The organism is Luteimonas wenzhouensis, from assembly GCF_007859305.1.
GTDB lineage: Bacteria > Pseudomonadota > Gammaproteobacteria > Xanthomonadales > Xanthomonadaceae > Luteimonas > Luteimonas wenzhouensis.
In genome coordinates, this window is sequence record NZ_VOHE01000007.1 from 57,050 (window position 1) to 74,834 (window position 17,785).

Annotated in this window: 15 protein-coding genes; 8 read left to right on the top strand and 7 right to left on the bottom strand. The window is 71.4% G+C overall.

Going from position 1 to position 17,785, the window contains the following annotated elements; genetic code table 11:
* The first annotated feature begins 28 nt into the window (after positions 1-28).
* The 6 genes from FQY79_RS12400 to FQY79_RS12425 all read left to right on the top strand — a co-directional run bounded on the left by FQY79_RS12400 (position 29) and on the right by FQY79_RS12425 (position 7,104).
* Entirely contained in the window at positions 29-2,092 is a 2,064-nt protein-coding gene (locus tag FQY79_RS12400) for a dipeptidyl-peptidase 5 (RefSeq protein ID WP_146313227.1), read from the top strand.
* A 76-nt stretch (positions 2,093-2,168) separates the two neighbouring features.
* Complete coding sequence (locus tag FQY79_RS12405) at positions 2,169-3,428, top strand: DUF819 family protein (protein WP_281289327.1); 1,260 nt, start codon at positions 2,169-2,171, stop codon at positions 3,426-3,428.
* Positions 3,429-3,587: 159 nt separating this feature from the next.
* Positions 3,588-3,986 carry a GtrA family protein gene (locus FQY79_RS12410; RefSeq protein ID WP_043741459.1) on the top strand — a complete coding sequence of 133 codons (399 nt, stop codon included), beginning with the start codon at positions 3,588-3,590 and terminating at the stop codon, positions 3,984-3,986.
* A gap of 162 nt (positions 3,987-4,148) precedes the next feature.
* Complete coding sequence (locus tag FQY79_RS12415; RefSeq protein WP_146313228.1) at positions 4,149-5,837, top strand: carbon starvation CstA family protein; 1,689 nt, start codon at positions 4,149-4,151, stop codon at positions 5,835-5,837.
* Positions 5,837-6,115 (top strand): cory-CC-star protein, encoded by a 279-nt coding sequence (locus FQY79_RS12420; protein ID WP_146313229.1) that lies wholly within the window; start codon positions 5,837-5,839, stop codon positions 6,113-6,115. Before FQY79_RS12415 ends, FQY79_RS12420 begins: the two co-directional genes overlap by 1 nt.
* Positions 6,106-7,104 (top strand): ArsA family ATPase, encoded by a 999-nt coding sequence (locus tag FQY79_RS12425; protein ID WP_146313230.1) that lies wholly within the window; start codon positions 6,106-6,108, stop codon positions 7,102-7,104. The genes FQY79_RS12420 and FQY79_RS12425 overlap by 10 nt, the downstream gene beginning before the upstream one ends.
* Here FQY79_RS12425 and FQY79_RS12430 read toward each other — a convergent pair.
* From FQY79_RS12430 to miaB, 7 genes are all read right to left on the bottom strand, one after another.
* Positions 7,101-8,099, bottom strand: coding sequence for a magnesium and cobalt transport protein CorA (locus tag FQY79_RS12430; RefSeq protein WP_146313231.1), 999 nt, complete (start codon positions 8,097-8,099; stop codon positions 7,101-7,103). The two genes, FQY79_RS12425 and FQY79_RS12430, sit on opposite strands and share 4 nt — an antisense overlap.
* 58 nt (positions 8,100-8,157) lie before the next feature.
* Complete coding sequence (locus FQY79_RS12435) at positions 8,158-10,191, bottom strand: glycoside hydrolase family 97 protein (RefSeq protein WP_146313232.1); 2,034 nt, start codon at positions 10,189-10,191, stop codon at positions 8,158-8,160.
* A gap of 98 nt (positions 10,192-10,289) precedes the next feature.
* Entirely contained in the window at positions 10,290-11,462 is a 1,173-nt protein-coding gene (locus FQY79_RS12440) for a lipoprotein N-acyltransferase Lnb domain-containing protein (RefSeq protein WP_146313233.1), read from the bottom strand.
* 115 nt (positions 11,463-11,577) lie between these two features.
* On the bottom strand, positions 11,578-12,456 hold the full coding sequence (locus tag FQY79_RS12445) for a CorC family transporter (protein ID WP_146313234.1): 879 nt from the start codon (positions 12,454-12,456) through the stop codon (positions 11,578-11,580).
* 123 nt (positions 12,457-12,579) lie between these two features.
* Positions 12,580-13,065: an rRNA maturation RNase YbeY gene (gene ybeY / locus FQY79_RS12450; RefSeq protein WP_146313235.1), complete on the bottom strand. Its 486-nt coding sequence runs from the start codon at positions 13,063-13,065 to the stop codon at positions 12,580-12,582.
* A 149-nt stretch (positions 13,066-13,214) separates the two neighbouring features.
* A complete protein-coding gene (locus FQY79_RS12455; protein WP_146313236.1) occupies positions 13,215-14,198 on the bottom strand; it encodes a PhoH family protein in 984 nt (327 codons plus the stop codon).
* Positions 14,199-14,266: 68 nt separating this feature from the next.
* Positions 14,267-15,685, bottom strand: a complete 1,419-nt coding sequence (miaB, locus tag FQY79_RS12460) for a tRNA (N6-isopentenyl adenosine(37)-C2)-methylthiotransferase MiaB (RefSeq protein WP_146313237.1) — start codon at positions 15,683-15,685, stop codon at positions 14,267-14,269.
* A gap of 232 nt (positions 15,686-15,917) precedes the next feature.
* Between miaB and FQY79_RS12465 the strand changes: the two genes are divergently transcribed.
* Positions 15,918-16,844, top strand: a complete 927-nt coding sequence (locus FQY79_RS12465; RefSeq protein WP_146313238.1) for a lytic transglycosylase domain-containing protein — start codon at positions 15,918-15,920, stop codon at positions 16,842-16,844.
* Between the two features lie 304 nt (positions 16,845-17,148).
* Positions 17,149-17,784 (top strand): ubiquinol-cytochrome c reductase iron-sulfur subunit, encoded by a 636-nt coding sequence (gene petA / locus FQY79_RS12470; RefSeq protein WP_146313320.1) that lies wholly within the window; start codon positions 17,149-17,151, stop codon positions 17,782-17,784.
* The last annotated feature ends 1 nt before the right edge of the window (position 17,785 follow it).

Genomic DNA, 17,785 nt, shown 5'->3' on the forward strand with positions numbered 1-17,785 from the left:
CGCCCATTCCCTTACCGGAGTGTCCCGGATGAAGCTGCGACACGCGCTCCTGTCCATCTGCCTGCTGGCCTGCCTGCCCGCCGCGGCCGAGGCCCGCGGCTTCGATGTCCGCGACCTGGTCCGCCTCGACCGGGTGTCCTCGCCGCTGCTCTCGCCGGACGGCCACGTGGTGGTGTTCGCCCAGCGCAGCGTCGATGCCGACCTGAAGGGCACCACCGCCCTGTATGCGCGCCATCTGCTGACCCGCGACCTGGCGCCACCGCGGCGGATCACGCCCGAGGGCTGGAGCGTGAGCGACCCGGCGTTCTCGCCCGATGGCTCGACCCTGTACTTCCTGAGCGCAAAGGGCGGTTCGCAGCAGCTCTACGCGATGCCGGCCGGCGGCGGCGAGCCGCGCCAGCTCACCGCCTTCGCGCTCGACGTCGGTAGCTACCGGCTCTCGCCCGACGGCCGCCGGATCGCCTTCAGCGCCGAGACCTTCGCCGACTGCGGCGCGGACCTGGGGTGCACCAGGCAACGCCTCGACGAGCAGGAGGCGCGCAAGGCCAGCGGCCGCGTCTACGACAAGCTGTTCGTGCGCCACTGGGACACCTGGAGCGATGGCCGCCGCAGCCGCCTGTTCGTGGCGACGCTGCCCGGCGAGGGCGAAGGCCCGGTCGATGCCGCGCAGGCGCTGAGCGTGTCGCTCGACGGCGACATCCCGTCCAGGCCCTTCGGCGACGCCGCCGACTACACCTGGGCGCCGGACGGCAGCCACGTCGTCGCCAGCGTGCGGATCGCCGGTCGCACCGAGCCGTGGTCCACCAATTTCGACCTCTACCGCCTGCCGCTCGACGGTGGCGCGCCGGTCAACCTGACCGAGGCCAACACGGCCTGGGATGCCGCGCCGGTCTACAGTCGCGACGGTGGCACCCTGTACTACCTGGCGATGAAGCGCCCCGGCTTCGAGGCCGACCGCTACGCGATCATGGCCATGGACGTGGCCACCGGTCGGGTGCGCGAAGTCGCCCCGGACTGGGACCGCTCGCCCGGCAGCCTGGCGGTCGCGGACGACGGCAAGACGCTGTTCGTGTCCGCGCAGGACACCGGCCAGTACCCGCTGTTCCGCGTGGACGCGGCCACCGGCAAGGTGGAGCGCCTGGTCGGCGACGGTTCGGTCTCGGCGTTCGACGTCGCCGGCCAGACCATCGCCCTGACCCGCAACGCGCTCGACACCGGCAACGTGCTCTACGTGACCGACGCGGTGCCGGGTGCGCCGCTGCGCAAGATCACGCCCAGCGACGGCGAGCGCCTGCCCGACGTCGAGTTCGGCGCCTTCGAGCAGTTCACCTTCCGCGGCGCCGGCGACGCCACCGTGCATGGCTACGTGGTCAAGCCGTCGGGCTACCAGGACGGGCGCAAGTATCCGGTCGCGTTCCTGATCCACGGCGGCCCGCAGGGCAGCTTCGGCAACGGCTGGAGCACGCGCTGGAACCCGCAGACCTACGCGGGCCAGGGCTACGCGGTGGTGATGATCGACTTCCACGGCTCCACCGGCTACGGCCAGGCCTTCACCGACGCGATCACCGGCGACTGGGGCGGCAAGCCGCTGGTCGACCTGCAGAAGGGCTGGCAGGCGGCGCTGGAGAAGTACGACTTCCTCGACGGCGATCGCGCCTGCGCGCTCGGCGCCAGCTACGGCGGCTACATGGTCAACTGGATCGCCAGCCAGTGGAACGGACCGTGGAAGTGCCTGGTCAACCACAACGGCGTGTTCGACACCCGTTCGATGGGGCTGGTGACCGAGGAGCTGTGGTTCACCGAATGGGAGTTCGGCGGGACCGTCGCGGAGAACCCCGACGCCTACGAGAAGTTCAACCCGGCGCGCCACATCGACAGGTGGAAGGTGCCGATGCTGGTGGTGGCCGGGCAGAACGACTTCCGGGTGCCGATCGACCAGAGCCTGTCGAGCTTCACCGCGCTGCAGCGCGCCGGCATCGAGTCGAAGCTGCTGTACTTCCCGGACGAAAACCACTGGGTGCTCAAGCCGCACAACAGCATCCTCTGGCACGACACCGTCAACGCCTGGCTGAAGCAGCACATCGGACAGTGAGCCTTCGCGGAAAGCCGGCGCAAGCCGGCTTTTCGTCATCTGCGCCCGCGCCGCCGACGATCCAACGGAGTCCTGCATGGCGATCGAGACCGACGCCCCTTCGACCGCGCTGATCACCAACGACATCGTCGTGTTCGGGTTGATCGCCGCGACCCTGGGGCTGATCTTCTGGCTGGCCAGCGGGCCGACGCCGTTCTGGAGGAAGTTCTTCGCCTGGGTCCCGGCGCTGCTGCTGTGCTACTTCGTGCCGGCGATCTACAACACCGCGGGGCTGATCGACGGCAGCCAGGGCGTGGTCTACAACCCGATCGCCAGCCGGGTGCTGCTGCCGGTGGCGCTGGTCCTGCTGACCATGACCATCGACCTCAGGGGCGTGTTGCGGCTGGGCCCGAAGCTGCTGTTCGTGTTCTGCATGGGCACGCTCGGGATCGCCCTTGGCGCGATCGTGTCGTTCCAGCTGTTCGAATGGCTCAAGCCGGACGTGGTGGCCGGCGACGTCTGGAAGGGCATGGCCGCACTGGCGGGCAGCTGGATCGGCGGTGGCGCCAACATGGTCGCGGTGCGCGAGCTGTACGGGGTCGATGCCACCCTGTTCGGGCAGTTCGCGGTGGTGGACGTGGCGGTCGCCAACCTCTGGATGGCCACCCTGCTGTTCCTGGCCGGTCGCGCGGCCACGATCGACGCGCGCAGCGGCGCGGACACCCGCGCCATCGACGAGATGAAGGCGCGGCTCGAGGCCTACGAGGCCGCCAACGCGCGCATCCCGACCCTGACCGACCTGATGGTGATCCTCGGCGTCGGCTTCGGCATCGTCGGCCTCGCGCACGCGGTGGCCACGCCGCTGGCAGCCTGGTTCGCGGCCCACGTGCCCAACGCGGCACGCTTCAGCCTGGACTCGAGCTTCGTCTGGGTGGTGGTGGGGTCGACCGTCGCCGGCCTGCTGCTCAGCTTCACGCCAGTGCGCAGGCTGGAGAACGCGGGGATGGCCAGGATCGGCAGCGCCTGCCTGTACTTCCTGATCGCCAGCATCGGCATGCAGATGGACTTCCTGCACCTGGCCGACCGGCCGTGGCTGCTGCTGCTGGGCGCGGTATGGATGCTCGTGCACATCCTGGTGCTGTGGGGCGCGGCCAGGCTGGTGCGGGCGCCGCTGTTCTACTTCGCGATCGGCTCGCAGGGCAACATCGGCGCCGCGGCCTCGGCGCCGGTGGTGGCGGCCGCCTTCCATCCGACGCTGGCTCCGGTGGGCGTGCTGCTGGGCACCGTCGGCTACGCCACCGGCACCCTCGTCGCCTATGGCATCGGCCAGATCCTGCGCATGATGGCTGGTGCCTGAGCCGGCGGAGCCGAAGTCGATGTGCGGCATTCCCGTGGTCCGGACGCGTCGATCGGCGCATCCGGTCGGGGAGGTGTCTGCGGTCCGCCCGTCGGCGGGAGACGTCGTGGCCGACCTGGCGCAGGCGCATCGCGGATGCTGCCGGGGAGGCGGAAGGTGATGGGCCGTCTGCGCGAGGGATTGCATCGCAAGCTCGCATTCGTGTTGGCGGGCGGAATGGGGTTCGCGCTCTATTTCATGCTGTCGATGTTGCTGGTCCGCTGGCCCGGCTTCGCTGCCGGCCCCGCGGCGCTGCTCGCGACGCTGGCGTCCATACCGCCCACGTTCGCCCTGCAGAGGAGGTTCGCCTTCCGTGACCGCAGCGCGGCTGCACCGGCCTTCGTGCGCTATTGCCTGCTGCAGGCACTCAACGCCGTGATGGTCGGCCTGCTGGCGCGGGCCGGGCAGCGCGCCGGCCTGCCCGAAGCGGTGAACTTCCTTGCCTCCGGCTCGGTGGTGGTGGTGGTCTCTTACCTGGTGTTGTCCAGGCTGGTCTTCCGCGGCGCCCCACGCCGCTGAGCCATGGCGGGCGGGCGGACGCCTGCCGCGGAAGCGGTGGCCGCGCGCCATACACGCACCTGCCTGCTGCAATGCAGCAGGCCGTCGACTATCGCAGGGTGCCGATCAGGCCCGCGAGGGAGTAATCTCGCGGGGACCGAAGGTAGCCGGGGGAAGCACACCGTGAATGCAATCGTCCTGATGCTGATCGGACTTGGCGCGATGGCGCTGGGCTACGCGTTCTACTCGAAGTTCATCGCCGAGAAGATCTACCGGTTGCAGGCCGACTACCCGACGCCCGCACATACCATGCGCGACGGCGTGGATTACGTGCCCACCAACCGCTTCGTGCTGTGGGGGCACCACTTCACCTCGGTGGCCGGCGCGGCGCCGATCGTCGGCCCCGCGATCGCGGTGATCTGGGGCTGGCTGCCCGCGTTCCTGTGGGTGACCCTGGGCACGATCTTCTTCGCCGGCGTGCACGACTTCGGCGCGTTGTGGGCCAGCGTGCGCAACAAGGGCAAGTCGATGGGCATGCTCAGCGGCAGCTACATCGGACGCCGTGGGCGCAACCTGTTCCTGGTCGTGATCTTCCTGCTGCTGCTGATGGTCAACGCGGCCTTCGCGGTGGTGATCGCCAACCTGCTGGTGTCCACGCCGACCTCGGTGATCCCGGTCTGGGGCGCGATCGTGGTGGCGCTGGTCATCGGCCAGCTGATCTACCGCTGGAAGGTCGGCCTGCTGTGGCCGTCGATCGGCGGCGTGATCGTGCTCTACGCGCTGATCCTGATCGGCAACAGCTATCCAATCGTGCTGCCGGACCCGATCCTCGGCATGACCCCGCGCTCGGCCTGGATCGTGCTGCTGTTCCTGTACGCGGGCATCGCCTCGCTGCTGCCGGTGTGGGTGCTGCTGCAGCCTCGCGACTACATCAACGGCCTGCAGCTGTTCGTGGGCCTCGGGATCCTGTACGTGGCGGTGCTGCTGGCCTCGCCGACGATCGTCGCGCCGCCGATCAACCATGCGGTGCCGGAAGGCACGCCGGGCATCATGCCGCTGCTGTTCGTCACCATCGCCTGCGGCGCGATCTCCGGCTTCCACGGCATGGTGGCCTCGGGCACCACGTCCAAGCAGCTGGACAAGGAAACCGACGCGCGCTTCGTCGGCTACTTCGGCGCGATCGGCGAGGGCATGCTGTCGCTGGCCGCGATCATCTGCTGCACCGCCGGTTTCGCCACGCTGGTCGACTGGCAGGCGGTGTACGCGCAGTTCGGCGGCGGCGGCGTGGGCGCCTTCGTCAATGGCGGCGACGCGCTGCTGATCGAGGGTCTCGGCATGCCGGAGCAGCTCGGCGCAACGCTGCTGGCGACGATGGCGATCCTGTTCGCGGCCACCACCATGGACACGGGCCTGCGCCTGCAGCGTTTCGTGGTGCAGGAAGCGGCCGAGCTCGCGGGCTTCAAGGTCGGCACGTTCCTGGGCACGGTGGTGGCGCTGGCCGTGTGCATGGCGCTGGCCTTCGGCGCCGGCAGCGACGGCAGCGGCGGCATGGTGATCTGGCCGCTGTTCGGCACCACCAACCAGCTGCTGGCGGCGCTGACCCTGGCCGTGGTGTCGGTGATCCTGATCCGCAAGGGCCGCAATCCGGTCTTCACCCTGGTGCCGCTGGCGTTCCTGCTGGTGATGTCGGTGTACGCGCTGATCGTCCAGCTCGGCACCTTCAAGGCCCAGGAGAACTGGCTGCTGTTCGGCATGGACCTGGTGATCCTGGTGGCCGCGCTGTGGGTGTCGTTCGAGGCGGTGCTGGCGATGCGTCAGGGCCGCGACCCGAACGCGGCGCCGGACGGCACGCTGGAGTCGGAGCGCGCCTGATGCGGGAACCGGCGGCGCCGGTAGAATCGTGGTGGGCGCGACTCTCGGCTGCCCTCGGCGAGTTCTACGCGGCGCCGTACCGGCGCACCTTCGCCCGGGCCAGGCGCGACGAGGACGACCTGTTCATGCTGCTGGTGTACTCGGAGGCCCTGGGCCTGCCGAATCCCGCCTCCTGGTACACGCTCGAGCTGATGCCGGTGATGTACGAGCGCTTCCATGACTGGCACCGCCGGATGGGCATGGAGCGCTCGCCGCTGGACCACGTCGGATGCTGCTGACCCTCGCCGCCGGGCGGCGCATGCTGTTCTTCGGCGGCAAGGGCGGGGTGGGCAAGACGACGGTCGCGTCCGCCGTCGCGCTGGCCCAGGCCCGCGCCGGCCGGCGGGTGCTGCTGGTCTCCACCGACCCCGCGCACAGCCTCGGCCACCTCTGGCAGCGCGCGATCGGTCCCGAGCCGCGCGCGCTGGCCGACAACCTGCAGGCGGTGGAGATCGATCCTGCGGCCACCGTCGACGCCCACCTCCGCCAGGTCGGCGATTCGCTGCGTCGCCTGATGCCGCCGCACCTGGCCGGCGAGGTCGACCGCCACCTGGCCCTGTCGCGCGATGCGCCGGGCATGCACGAGGCGGCGCTGCTCGAGCGGGTGGCGACCCTGGTCCACGACGCCCCGCACGACCACGACCTGCTGGTGTTCGATACCGCGCCCTCGGGGCACACCGCGCGGCTGATGGCGCTGCCCGAGATGATGGCCGCCTGGACCGACGGCCTGCTGCGCCGCCAGGAGCGCAGCGCGCGCTTCGGCGCCGCGCTGCGCAACCTCGGCGGCGACGATGGCGTGGCCGAGCGCGCGATCGGCGGCGTCGCGGCGCCGGGCACCGCCGGCGACCGGGACCAGGCGATCCGGGCGGTGCTGGAGCGGCGGCGGCACCTGTTCGCGCACCTGCGCGAGGCGATGGCCGACCCGCAGGCCACCGCCTTCGTGGTGGTGCTCGCCGCCGAACGGCTTCCGGTGCTCGAGACCATCGAGTTCCAGGCCAGCCTCGAGGCCGCGGGCGTCCACGTCGCGGCGCTGGTGGTCAACCGGCGCTCGCCCGCCGACGCCGGTGGCTTCCTGGCAGGGCGGCGCGCACAGGAGCAGGTACACCTGGACACGCTCGACGCGGCGCTGCCGTCGATTCCGCGGGTGGAACTGCCGCTGCTGGCCGAAGACGTGGTGGGCGAGGCGGCGCTGGCGCGGTTCGCCGCGCTGCTCGAAGGCGCCGGCTAGAGCCAGCCGATGCGGCGGAACCGGCGGTACAGCCCCACGCAGACCGTGGCCACCCCCACCAGCAGCGCCGGATACGCGTAGCGGCCGTCCAGCTCCGGCATGGCGCGGAAGTTCATCCCGTACCAGCTCGTGACCAGGGTCGGCACCGCCAGCAGCGCGGCCCAGGCGCCGAGGCGCTTGACCACCTCGCCCTGGGCCTGGGTCACCAGCGCCTGGTTCACCGTGAGCGCGGTGCCGAGCATGTCGCGTAGTACGTCGATGGTCTGGTTGATGCGCAGGCTGTGGTCGAGCACGTCGCGCAGGTATACCCGCACTTCCTCCGGCAGCAGCGGGTTGGCGCTGCGCACCAGCTGCGAGAGCACGTCCTGCATCGGCGCCACGTTGACCTGCATGTAGGTCAGCTCGCGCTTGAGGTCGTAGAGCCGGATCACGGTGTCGCGGTCGAACGACTCGCTCACGATGTCCTTCTCCAGCGCCGGCAGGGTGGCCTTGAACTCGTCCACGATCGGCACGTAGTTGTCGACGATGGCGTCGAGCACCGCGTACAGGCCGAACGCCGGGCCGAGCGCCAGCAGTTCCGGCTCGCGCTCGATGCGCGCACGCGCGGCCGCATAGGACAGCGAGGCGCCGTGCCGCACCGTGATCAGGTAGCGCGGACCGAAGAACACGTGGGTCTCGCCGTAGGCGATCCTGCGGTCCACCACCTGCGCGGTGCTGGCCACGAGGAAGAACGAGTTGCCGTAGCCCTCGAGCTTGGGCCGCTGGTGGGCCTTGTGCGCGTCCTCGATCGCCAGGTCGTGCAGGCCGAACTGTTCCTGCAGCCGTTCGAGCACGCCGTCGTCGGGTTCGTACAGGCCGATCCAGGCGAAGCTGCCGGGATCGCGCGCGAGCAGTGCGCCGATCCGCCCAAGCGGCACGTCGCGATGCGTGCCGTCCCCCGCGTACACGATGGAGTTGACGACGCTGGGCGGATTGGCGGGGGCGGTCTGTTCCATGCGCGCATCCTGCGCCCGCCGGCGGCGGGCGGCAACCGGAGCCGCCCGCCAGGATGGGCTACTGCGCCACGAACCGGATCGCCTGGCCGCCGCCGGGCGCCAGGCGCAGGGTGAGCGTGTCGACGGACGTGACCTCGCGCGCCTCGATCACGATGTCCTCGCGGTTGCCACGGTAGTCGGCACGGTCGCCGTCGCGGTACACCTGCGCGGTATAGCGGCGGCCGGGTTCGAGGAAGTTGAGCGCGACCTCGAGCGTGCGCGGTTGCGCGTCGGTCACCGCGCCCAGGTACCAGTCGTCGCCGCCGCGCTCGCGGCGCGCGATGGTCACGTACTCGCCGACCTCGCCATTGAGCACGCGCGTGGCCTCCCAGTCCACCGGCACGTCCTTGATGAACTGGAACGGGCCGGGGTTGCGTTCGTAGTTGTCCAGCAGGTCGGCCGCCATCTGCAGCGGGCTGTAGATCACCACGTACAGCGCCAGCTGCTTGGCCCATGTCGTCTCCACGCCGCCGGGCGCCCGGGTCTCCATGCCGAAGATGCCCGGCGTGTAGTCCATCGGCCCCGCCAGCAGGCGGGTGAACACCAGGGTCGGCTCGTGCCCCGGCGGATTGCCCGGATCGCCCCAGGCGCTGTACTCCATGCCGCGCGCGCCTTCGCGGGTGAGCCAGTTCGGATACGTGCGGCGCAGGCCGGTGTCCTTGACCGGCTCGTGCGGATTGACCGCGATCCGGCGCCTGGCCGCCGCCTCCACCACGCGCAGGTGGTGGTTCACCATGTCCTGGCCTTCGTGCCAGGCGAAGACGAGGTTGCCGTCGGCGTCGCGCACCTTGGCCTGGCCGGCGTCGGCGACGTAGCCGGTCTTGACCGCGGGAACGCCCACGCGCCGGTAGAGGTCGAACGCGGCGTCCATCTGCGATTCGTAGTGGGCGGCGTGGCCCGACGTCTCGTGGTGGCCGATCAGCACCACGCCCCTCTCGCGCGCGTAGGCGCTCAACGCCTCGAGGTCGAAGTCGGGATAGGACCGGGTGAAGCGGAACGCCTCGCCGTTGCCGAACCAGTCGCCGTCCCAGCCCACGTTCCAGCCTTCCACCAGCACCCCGCCGAAGCCGTGGCGGGCGGCGAAGTCGATGTGCCGGCGCACGTTCTCGTTGGTCGCGCCGTGCTTCGGTCCGGAGGCCCAGGACTTGAGGTCCATGTGCATCTCCCACCACACCCCGACGTACTTCATCGGCTTGACCCACGACACGTCGCCGAGGCGGTTGGGTTCGTTGAGGTTGAGGATCAGCGGGGATTCGACCAGGTCGCCTGCGCGCATGCCCAGCTGCAGCGTGCGCCAGGGCGTGCGGAACGGCGTGGCGACCGACACGTTCGCCCGCGTGCTGGTGCCGGGCGTGAGCGCGGCCTTGAGGCGACGGCCCTCGACGCGGGTGAGGTTCATCCCGGCATAGTCCACCAGTGCCGCCTCGTGGATCGAGACGTGGAGGCCGTCGTCCATGCGCAGCGTGATCGGGGTCTGCGCGTCGCCCACTTCCCGCAGCGGGGTCGCGTGGTAGAGGTACTCGGCGCGGTTCCACTCGAATGCGGGGATCCACCACGCGGTGGCGTCTTCGGCCAGGTGGAACTCGGTCAGCTCCTCGACGATCTCCAGCCGCTCCAGCGCCGGCTGGCGGTCGAACGCGTAGCGGAAGCCGAGGCCGTCGTCGTGGAGCCGGAACACCACGTCGAACTCGCGCCCGGGTCCCGACTTCTCGCGCAGGGTGACGGTGAGCTCGTTGTAGTGGTTGCGCACTTCGCGCCGTTCGCCCCAGGGCTGCTCCCAGGTTTCGTCGAAGGTGGCCCGGCGCACGTCGGCGATCGCCAGGTTGCGCTCGAGCTTGGGCGCGTCGGCCAGGATCATGCCCAGCCGCGACGGGGCAAGGACCTGGCGTCCTGCGCGCTGCACCCGGTAGCTCGGCCGGCCGTCGCCGTCCAGGCCCAGCTCCACGCAGACCACGTTGCCGGGCGAGCAGGCGGCGGCGGTGGCGGGCGCGTCCTGCGCGGCGGCGGATGCGGCGCTCAGCAGCAGGAGCAGGGGCAGGCGGCGGATCGGCATCGTGCGGCTCCTCGTCGTGGGAACCGCCCGATGGTGCCACGGTCCCGCGCGCGCGCCCGGCGCATACGTATGCAGTCGCGCCGCGCGCGGTGGACCCTTCAGCCGGTCGCGCGCGGACGCTGCGCCAGCGTCCAGGCCAGCGCGAAGTGGACCGGCAGCATGAGCGCGATCCAGTGTGCGTTGCGCTGCGGGAACACCGGCAGCAGATGCAGGAACAGGGCGAGCACCGAACACGCCACGACCGCCCACGCCAGCACCCGGAACACCGGGCCCGGCACGCGGCCGCGCGCCAGGCGCCAGCCGCCGGGCAGCAGCAGCAGGCACAGCGGCGGGAACAGCAGCAGGTTGTGGTTGCCCCAGGCGAAGCGGTGTTCGGTGCCCAGCCACAGGAACAGCATCGCCGCGCCCAGCACGCTGCAGGCGGCCCACAGCAGCATCGCCGCGCCGGCCAGGGCGCGCGGACGGCGCTGGCCGGCGACGGCGATCGCCGCGACCAGCGCCAGCCCGGCCAGCAGCCAGGGCCACCACCTGCGCGGCGCCTCCGGCGGCTCGGGCGCCAGCCGGTGCGGCAGCACCTGCTCGGTGGCCGTCACCAGCGGGCGGCCGTCGTCCCGGCGCACGCCGGCGAGCACGTCGGCCAGCCGCATCGGCACGAAGGCGTCGTCCCACAGCGAGTTCGCGCGGTCCGCGGCCGGGCCGAGCCCCAGGTCGAAGCCCAGCCACATCCACGGCGCCGGCGAGGCCAGCCGCACCGCGTCGTCACGGAAGGTGTTGCCGCGCGAGCGTCCGGAGAGCTGGCGCCGCAGCGCGCCGCCGAGCGCCCGGTCCAGCGCGTCGCGCACCCGCGTGGAGCAGTTGTCGGTGAAGTAGTCGTAGCGGTAGACCGCGTTCTCCGGGCGCGCGTTCTCGGCCAGGGCCGCGGCCAGCGCGGTGGCCTGGCCCGGGTCCAGGTCCAGCCACTGGATCGACACGCCGCGGCCCACTTCGCGGTAGTAGGCCAGGTCCTGCGACAGCGGCAGCGCGACCAGCCGGTAGCGCATGTCGCCGCGCACGAAGCGGGCGATGAAGTCCGGCTCCTCCATGTCGAAGAAGCCGAAGTTGTACGACACCGGCCCTGGCAAGTCCGGATCGTCGACGACGATCGCGTTGTGGCCGAAGCGCTCGAAGAAGATCTCGCCCGGCAGCATGGTCGCCACGCCGACGCGCGGCGCGGCCTGGGCAAGCGGAGCCAGCAGCAGGCACAGCGCCAGCAGGGCCGCCTGCGCGGCCATCGTGCGGCAGCCCCGGCCCGAGGCCGCGTATTGCGCTCGCGCGCCGCGCCGCGTCGCCACGCCGGTCAAGGCCGCACCCCGGCGCACCCGCGGCTTCTGGCAAGGGGGCGCAGGCTCATTCCGTGTTGCCGAGCACGGTCACGTGCAGCGCGTGCAGCCGGCGCGCGTCGGCACGCGCCACGCGGAAGCCGAAGCGGCCGAGGGTGAGCTCCTCGCCGGCCTCGGGCAAGTGGCCGATGGCCGCGGTCACCAGGCCGCCGATGGTGTCGTACTCGTCGTCATCGAAGTCGGCGCCGAAGCGTTCGTTGAAGTCGTCAATCGGGGTCAGCGCATCGACCACGTACTGGCCGTCGGCCTGGGCCGCGATCAGCGCGTCCGGGTCCTCGGCGTCGTCGTGCTCGTCGTCGATCTCGCCGACGATCTCCTCGAGCACGTCCTCGATCGTCACCAGTCCGGCCACGCCGCCATACTCGTCGATCACGATCGCCATGTGGTTGCGCGACTGGCGGAATTCGCGCAGCAGCACGTTGAGCTTCTTCGACTCGGGGATCAGCACCGCCGGGCGCAGCAGCGAGTGGATGGTCTGCGGCCCGTTGTCGGCCACCACCCCGCGCAGCAGATCCTTGGCCAGGAGGATGCCCAGGATCTCGTCCTTGTCCTCGCCATGGACCGGGAAGCGCGAGTGGCCGGACTCGACCACCTGCTTCATCAGGTCCAGCAGCCGGGCGTCGGCGGGCAGGGCCACCATCTGCGAGCGCGGCACCATCACGTCGCCCACGGTCATGTCGGACACGGCCAGCGCGCCCTCCATCATCCGCAGGGTGTCGGCCTCGATCAGGCCGTCCGAATGCGTGTCGCGCAGCAGCTCGATCAGGTCGTCGCGGGTGCTGGGCTCGCCGGAAATGGCGGAACTGAGCCGTTCCAGCCAACTGCGCCTCTTTTCCGGAGTCTTCTCCGGGGAGTCGGAGGCGCTGCTACTGTCGTCCTCGGACATTGCAGTAAGTGCTTGATCTGGATACGCCCCGGGAGGGCGGTCGGTCCAGTCTAACGGGTCCGGGGCGGCGGCCCAAATCCCCCGCTCCGGGGCACCCGGCGGTGATCGGTGCCGGCCGCGGGCCTAGTCCGGCAGGGTATAGGGGTCGGCGATCCCCAGCCCGGCCAGGATCTCGCGTTCGAGCTGTTCCATGGCCTCGGCCTCGCGCGCGTTGGCGTGGTCCCAGCCCAGCAGGTGCAGCGTGCCGTGCACGGTGAGGTGGGCGAAGTGGTCGGCCAGCGGCTTGTTCTGTTCCTGCGCCTCGCGCGCCACCACTGGCGCGCACAGCACCAGGTCGCCAAGCAGGGGCATGCGGATGCCCGGCGGCAGCCCTTCGGGCAGGTCGGCCGGGAAGCTGAGCACGTTGGTGGCGTAGTCGCGGCCGCGGTAGTGGCGGTTGAGCGCACGGCCCTCGCGGGCGCCGACCAGGCGGATCGCCAGGTCGGCCTCGCGGATGCGGCCGGCCAGCGCCGCGGCCACCCACTTGCGGAAGGAGACGGCCGCCGGCAGGCCCTTGCGCGGGACCGCGTAGCCGACGGCGACGTCCAGACGGATGGGGCCCCGGGTCATGGCCTGCAGTCTAACCGCCCGCACGCGGGCCGGCTTGCCTGGCCAGCGCTGCCGCCGGCGCTGGCCAGCGGGGAGACGGGCGGGCGCCGGCGTGCAGGCATGGCGGCTCCAGCCAGGGCAGACGCGGCCCGGCGCCCCGTCGCGGCATCCTAGCCCTGCGGCCCGGTCTGCGCATCGACCGCGTCGCGGCGGTCGTAGGCGTCCACGATCCGCGCCACCAGCGGATGGCGGACCACGTCGCGCGGCTCGAAGAAGGAGAAGCTCACGCCCTCCACGCCGCGCAGCACCTCGATCGCGTCCCGGAGCCCGGACTTCACGTGCCGCGGCAGGTCGATCTGGGTCATGTCGCCCGTGACCACGGCCGTGGATCCGAAGCCCAGCCGGGTCAGGAACATCTTCATCTGCTCGATGGTCGTGTTCTGGGCCTCGTCCAGGATCACGAAGGCGTCGTTGAGGGTACGGCCGCGCATGTACGCCAGCGGCGCGATCTCGATGACGTTCTTCTCCAGCAGCTTGAGCACCTTCTCCACGCCCAGCATCTCGTACAGCGCGTCATAGAGCGGGCGCAGGTAGGGATCGACCTTCTGGCTCAGGTCGCCGGGCAGGAAGCCGAGCTTCTCGCCGGCCTCCACCGCCGGGCGCACCAGCACCAGGCGCTGGACCCGCGACTGGTTGAGCGCGTCCACCGCCATGGCCACCGCCAGGTAGGTCTTGCCGGTGCCGGCCGGGCCGACGCCGAAGTTGATGTCGTGGGTGGCGATGGCGTGCAGGTACCTGGCCTGGTTCGGCCCGCGGCCGCGGATCGTGCCGCGCCGCACCCGGACCGCCACCTCCTGCGGCGCGACCTCGTCGTCGTCCCGCGCCGCGCCGGCGGCGGACAGGCGCAGGTGGATCGCGCCGGCGTCGAGGGTCTCGTCCGCGGCGTCGTCGTAGAGCTGGCGCAGCAGCGCCTCGGTGCGTGCGACCGCGCGGTCGTCGCTGCCGGTCACCCGGAACACGTTGCCGCGGCTGGCGATCTCCACGCCCATGCGCAGTTCGATCTGGCGCAGGTGGGCGTCGAACGGGCCGGCGAGGTTGGCCAGCCGCTCGGTGTCGGGCGGGTCGAGGGTGAAGTCGCGCTGGGGCGTGGTCATGGCGGGTCGGGCGGTCCGGCGGGCGCGCTACTGTAGCGCCCCGCTCGTGGCGGGCGGGTGGCGGGCGGTCAGTCGTCGCCGGCGACGGCGACGCGCCCGCGCAGCGAGTTGCTCATCGCCTCGGTGATCACCACGTCCACGAACCGGCCGATGAGCCGCGGCGGGGCGGGGAAGTTCACCGAGCGCATGTTCTCGGTCTTGCCGGTCAGTTCGTTCGGGTTCCTGCGCGAGGGACCCTCGACCAGCACCCGCTGCACGCTGCCGACCATCGCCTGCGAGATGCGCGCGGCATTGGCGTTGATCGCCGCCTGCAGGCGCGACAGGCGCGCGTGCTTGACCTCGTCGGACACCTCGTCGGGCAGGTCGGCCGCGGGCGTGCCCGGGCGGCGCGAGTAGATGAAGGAGAAGCTCTGGTCGAAGCCCACGTCCTCGATCAGCTTCATCGTCTTCTCGAAGTCGGCGTCGGTCTCGCCGGGGAAGCCGACGATGAAGTCCGAACTGATCGAGATGTCCGGCCGCACCGCGCGCAGCTTGCGGATCTTCTGCTTGAACTCGAGCGCGGTGTAGCCGCGCTTCATCGCCGCCAGGATCCGGTCGCTGCCCGACTGCACCGGCAGGTGCAGGTAGTTGGCCAGCTGCGGCACGTCGCGGTAGGCCTCGACCAGCGAGTCGGAGAACTCCAGCGGGTGAGAAGTGGTGAAGCGGATCCGGTCGATGCCGTCGATCTGCGCGATGGTGCGGATCAGCAGGCCCAGGTCGGCGACCTCGCCGTTGCCCATGTCGCCGCGGTAGGCGTTGACGTTCTGGCCCAGCAGGTTGACCTCGCGCACGCCCTGGCCGGCGAGCTGCACGATCTCCACCAGCACATCCTCGAACGGGCGGCTGATCTCGGTGCCGCGGGTGTAGGGCACCACGCAGAAGCTGCAGTACTTCGAGCAGCCTTCCATGATCGACACGAACGCCGACGGGCCTTCGGCGCGCGGCTCGGGCAGGCGGTCGAACTTCTCGATCTCGGGGAAGCTGATGTCCACCTGCGGCCGCTTCTGCTCGCGGCGGGCGCGGATCAGCTCCGGCAGCCGGTGCAGGGTCTGCGGGCCGAACACCAGGTCCACGAACGGCGCGCGGCGGATGATCGCCTCGCCTTCCTGCGAGGCCACGCAGCCGCCGACGCCGATGATCACCTCGCGGCCCTCGCTGCGCAGGCGCTCCTCCTTGAGCAGGCGCCAGCGGCCGAGCTGGCTGAACACCTTCTCCTGCGCCTTCTCGCGGATCGAGCAGGTGTTGACCAGGACCACGTCGGCTTCCTCGACGTTGGCGGTCAGCTCCAGGCCCTCGCTGGCGGCGAGCACGTCGGCCATGCGGGCCGAGTCGTACTCGTTCATCTGGCAGCCGTGGGTCTGGATGAAGAGCTTGCCGCGCGGGCCGCCGGCGGGGCGGGGCGTGGCCGGGGCGGACGCGGGATCCGCGAGGATGGGCAGTTCGGTCATGGCGGTGTTCCGGGGCGCGGCGGTGAATCCGGGCCGGAGGGGTGGGCATCCGTGCGGGGAACCGGGCGCCCGGGCGGGCGCGGCGGGCGCCTGCCGGCGCGCTTGGCTCCCCGCCGGCCCGATAGTGTAGGGCCTGGCGCGGCCGGCGGCCGGCCGCGTCCGCTTCCGGAACCGTGCGCCGTTCAACAATCAAGCACTTGGAATGTCGGCCGGAAGCGTGGACACTGCGCGCATGAAAGGGGGTTGGGGGCTGATCGCGGTCGCAGGGCTGGCGCTGGCGGTGCTGGCCCCGCCGTCGTTCGCCGGCACCATCTACCGCTGCGACACCGCCGACGGGCAGCGCAGCTACGTCAGCAAGCGGATCAAGGGCGCCAGCTGCAAGGCGGTGACCAGCTACCGCAGCGCGCCCGCGCCGGTGCGGCGCCCGGCGTCCGTGTCCTCGGGCGGCGGTTCGACGGTCCCGGCCTCGGCCCACGCCAACCCGCCGGCCACCTTCATGGGCGGCGCCGGCTCCGGCGCAGGGGCGTCCGCGCCGGCGGCCACGGCCACTCCCGTGACCAGCGGCGCGCCCACCCGCCGCCTGCAGCAGGGCCAGGTGTACTCCTACATCAAGGACGGCGTGCGCCACTACACCAGCCAGCCGCCGCGCGGGGGCGGCGCCAGCGCGGTGCGGACCATCCGCTACAGCTTCTTCGAGACCTGCTACGCCTGCGCCCCGCTGCCGGGGGTGAACTTCGGCACCGTGCGCCTGAACACCACCGCCTACGCGGCGGAGATCCGCGAGGCCGCGACCCGGTTCGGGGTCGAGGAGGCGATCGTGCGCGCGATCATGCACGCCGAGTCGGCCTTCAACCCCAACGCCCTGTCGCGCGCCGGGGCCCAGGGGCTGATGCAGCTGATGCCCGCCACCGCCCAGCGTTTCGGGGTGACCAACCCCTTCGACCCGGCCCAGAACATCCGCGGCGGGGTGGAGTACCTGGCCTGGCTGCTCAAGCGCTACAACGGCGACCTGACCCTGGCCGCCGCCGGTTACAACGCCGGCGAGGGCGCGGTGGACCGCTACAAGGGCGTCCCGCCCTACAGCGAGACCCAGCGCTACGTGGTCCGCGTGGCCCAGCTGGCCGAGCGCTACCGCGGCCACCTGGCCGCGAACAACTGAGGGCCCCGGCCCGCCAGGCCCGGGCCGCGACGCGCGGCCCTGCGGGCGCGGCCGGCGCGGCGGCCCCCGGGGCCGCCCCCGGCGGTGGCGCCCGTCCACCGCCCGCTCCCGCCGCCGGGCCCCGCAACCCGCTGACCCGGAACGGGAAAATGGCGTCCGGCGGAGGCAGGCGTTGTCGCCGGATTCAGCGTTCCGCTACACTTCATTGTTCTTTGCGCACGCCCGCGGGGACGAGGCGGGGCGCATCGGCACCATCGAGCGACATTCACTAGACAGCTACCGAAAAGGTTTCGCGGAGAGCCGGATGGCCAACGAAGCGGTATTGGATCCCGCCGACGGCGGGGAGCCCGAGCACAAGGGCCGGCGTCGGTTCCTCACCGCCACGACAGTGGCCGTGGGTGCCGTGGGCGCCGGTTTCGCGGCGGTCCCGTTCATCAAGTCCTGGAACCCCAGCGCGCGCGCCCAGCTGGCCGGCGCCCCGGTCACCGTGGACATCAGCGCCCTGCAGGACGGCCAGCGCCTGATCGTGGAATGGCGCGGGCAGCCGATCTGGATCGTGCGTCGCTCCAAGGCGATCCTGGAGGCGCTGCCGACCCTGGACGCGCAGCTGCGCGACCCCAACTCGGAGAACGCCGATCAGCAGCCGGCCTACATCCGCGAGCAGAGCCCGCAGCTGCGCTCGCTCAAGCCCGAGATCTCGGTGCTGGTGGGCCTGTGCACGCACCTTGGCTGCTCGCCGGAGATGGTCGCCGAGATCCGCCCCGCCCCGTTCGATCCCGAGTGGAAGGGCGGCTACTTCTGCCCCTGCCACAAGTCGAAGTTCGACATGGCCGGCCGCGTCTACCAGGGCGTCCCCGCGCCGACCAACCTGGTGGTGCCGCCACACCATTTCGCCGACGACAACACCGTCGTGATCGGCGTCGACCCGGGAGCGGCGTGAG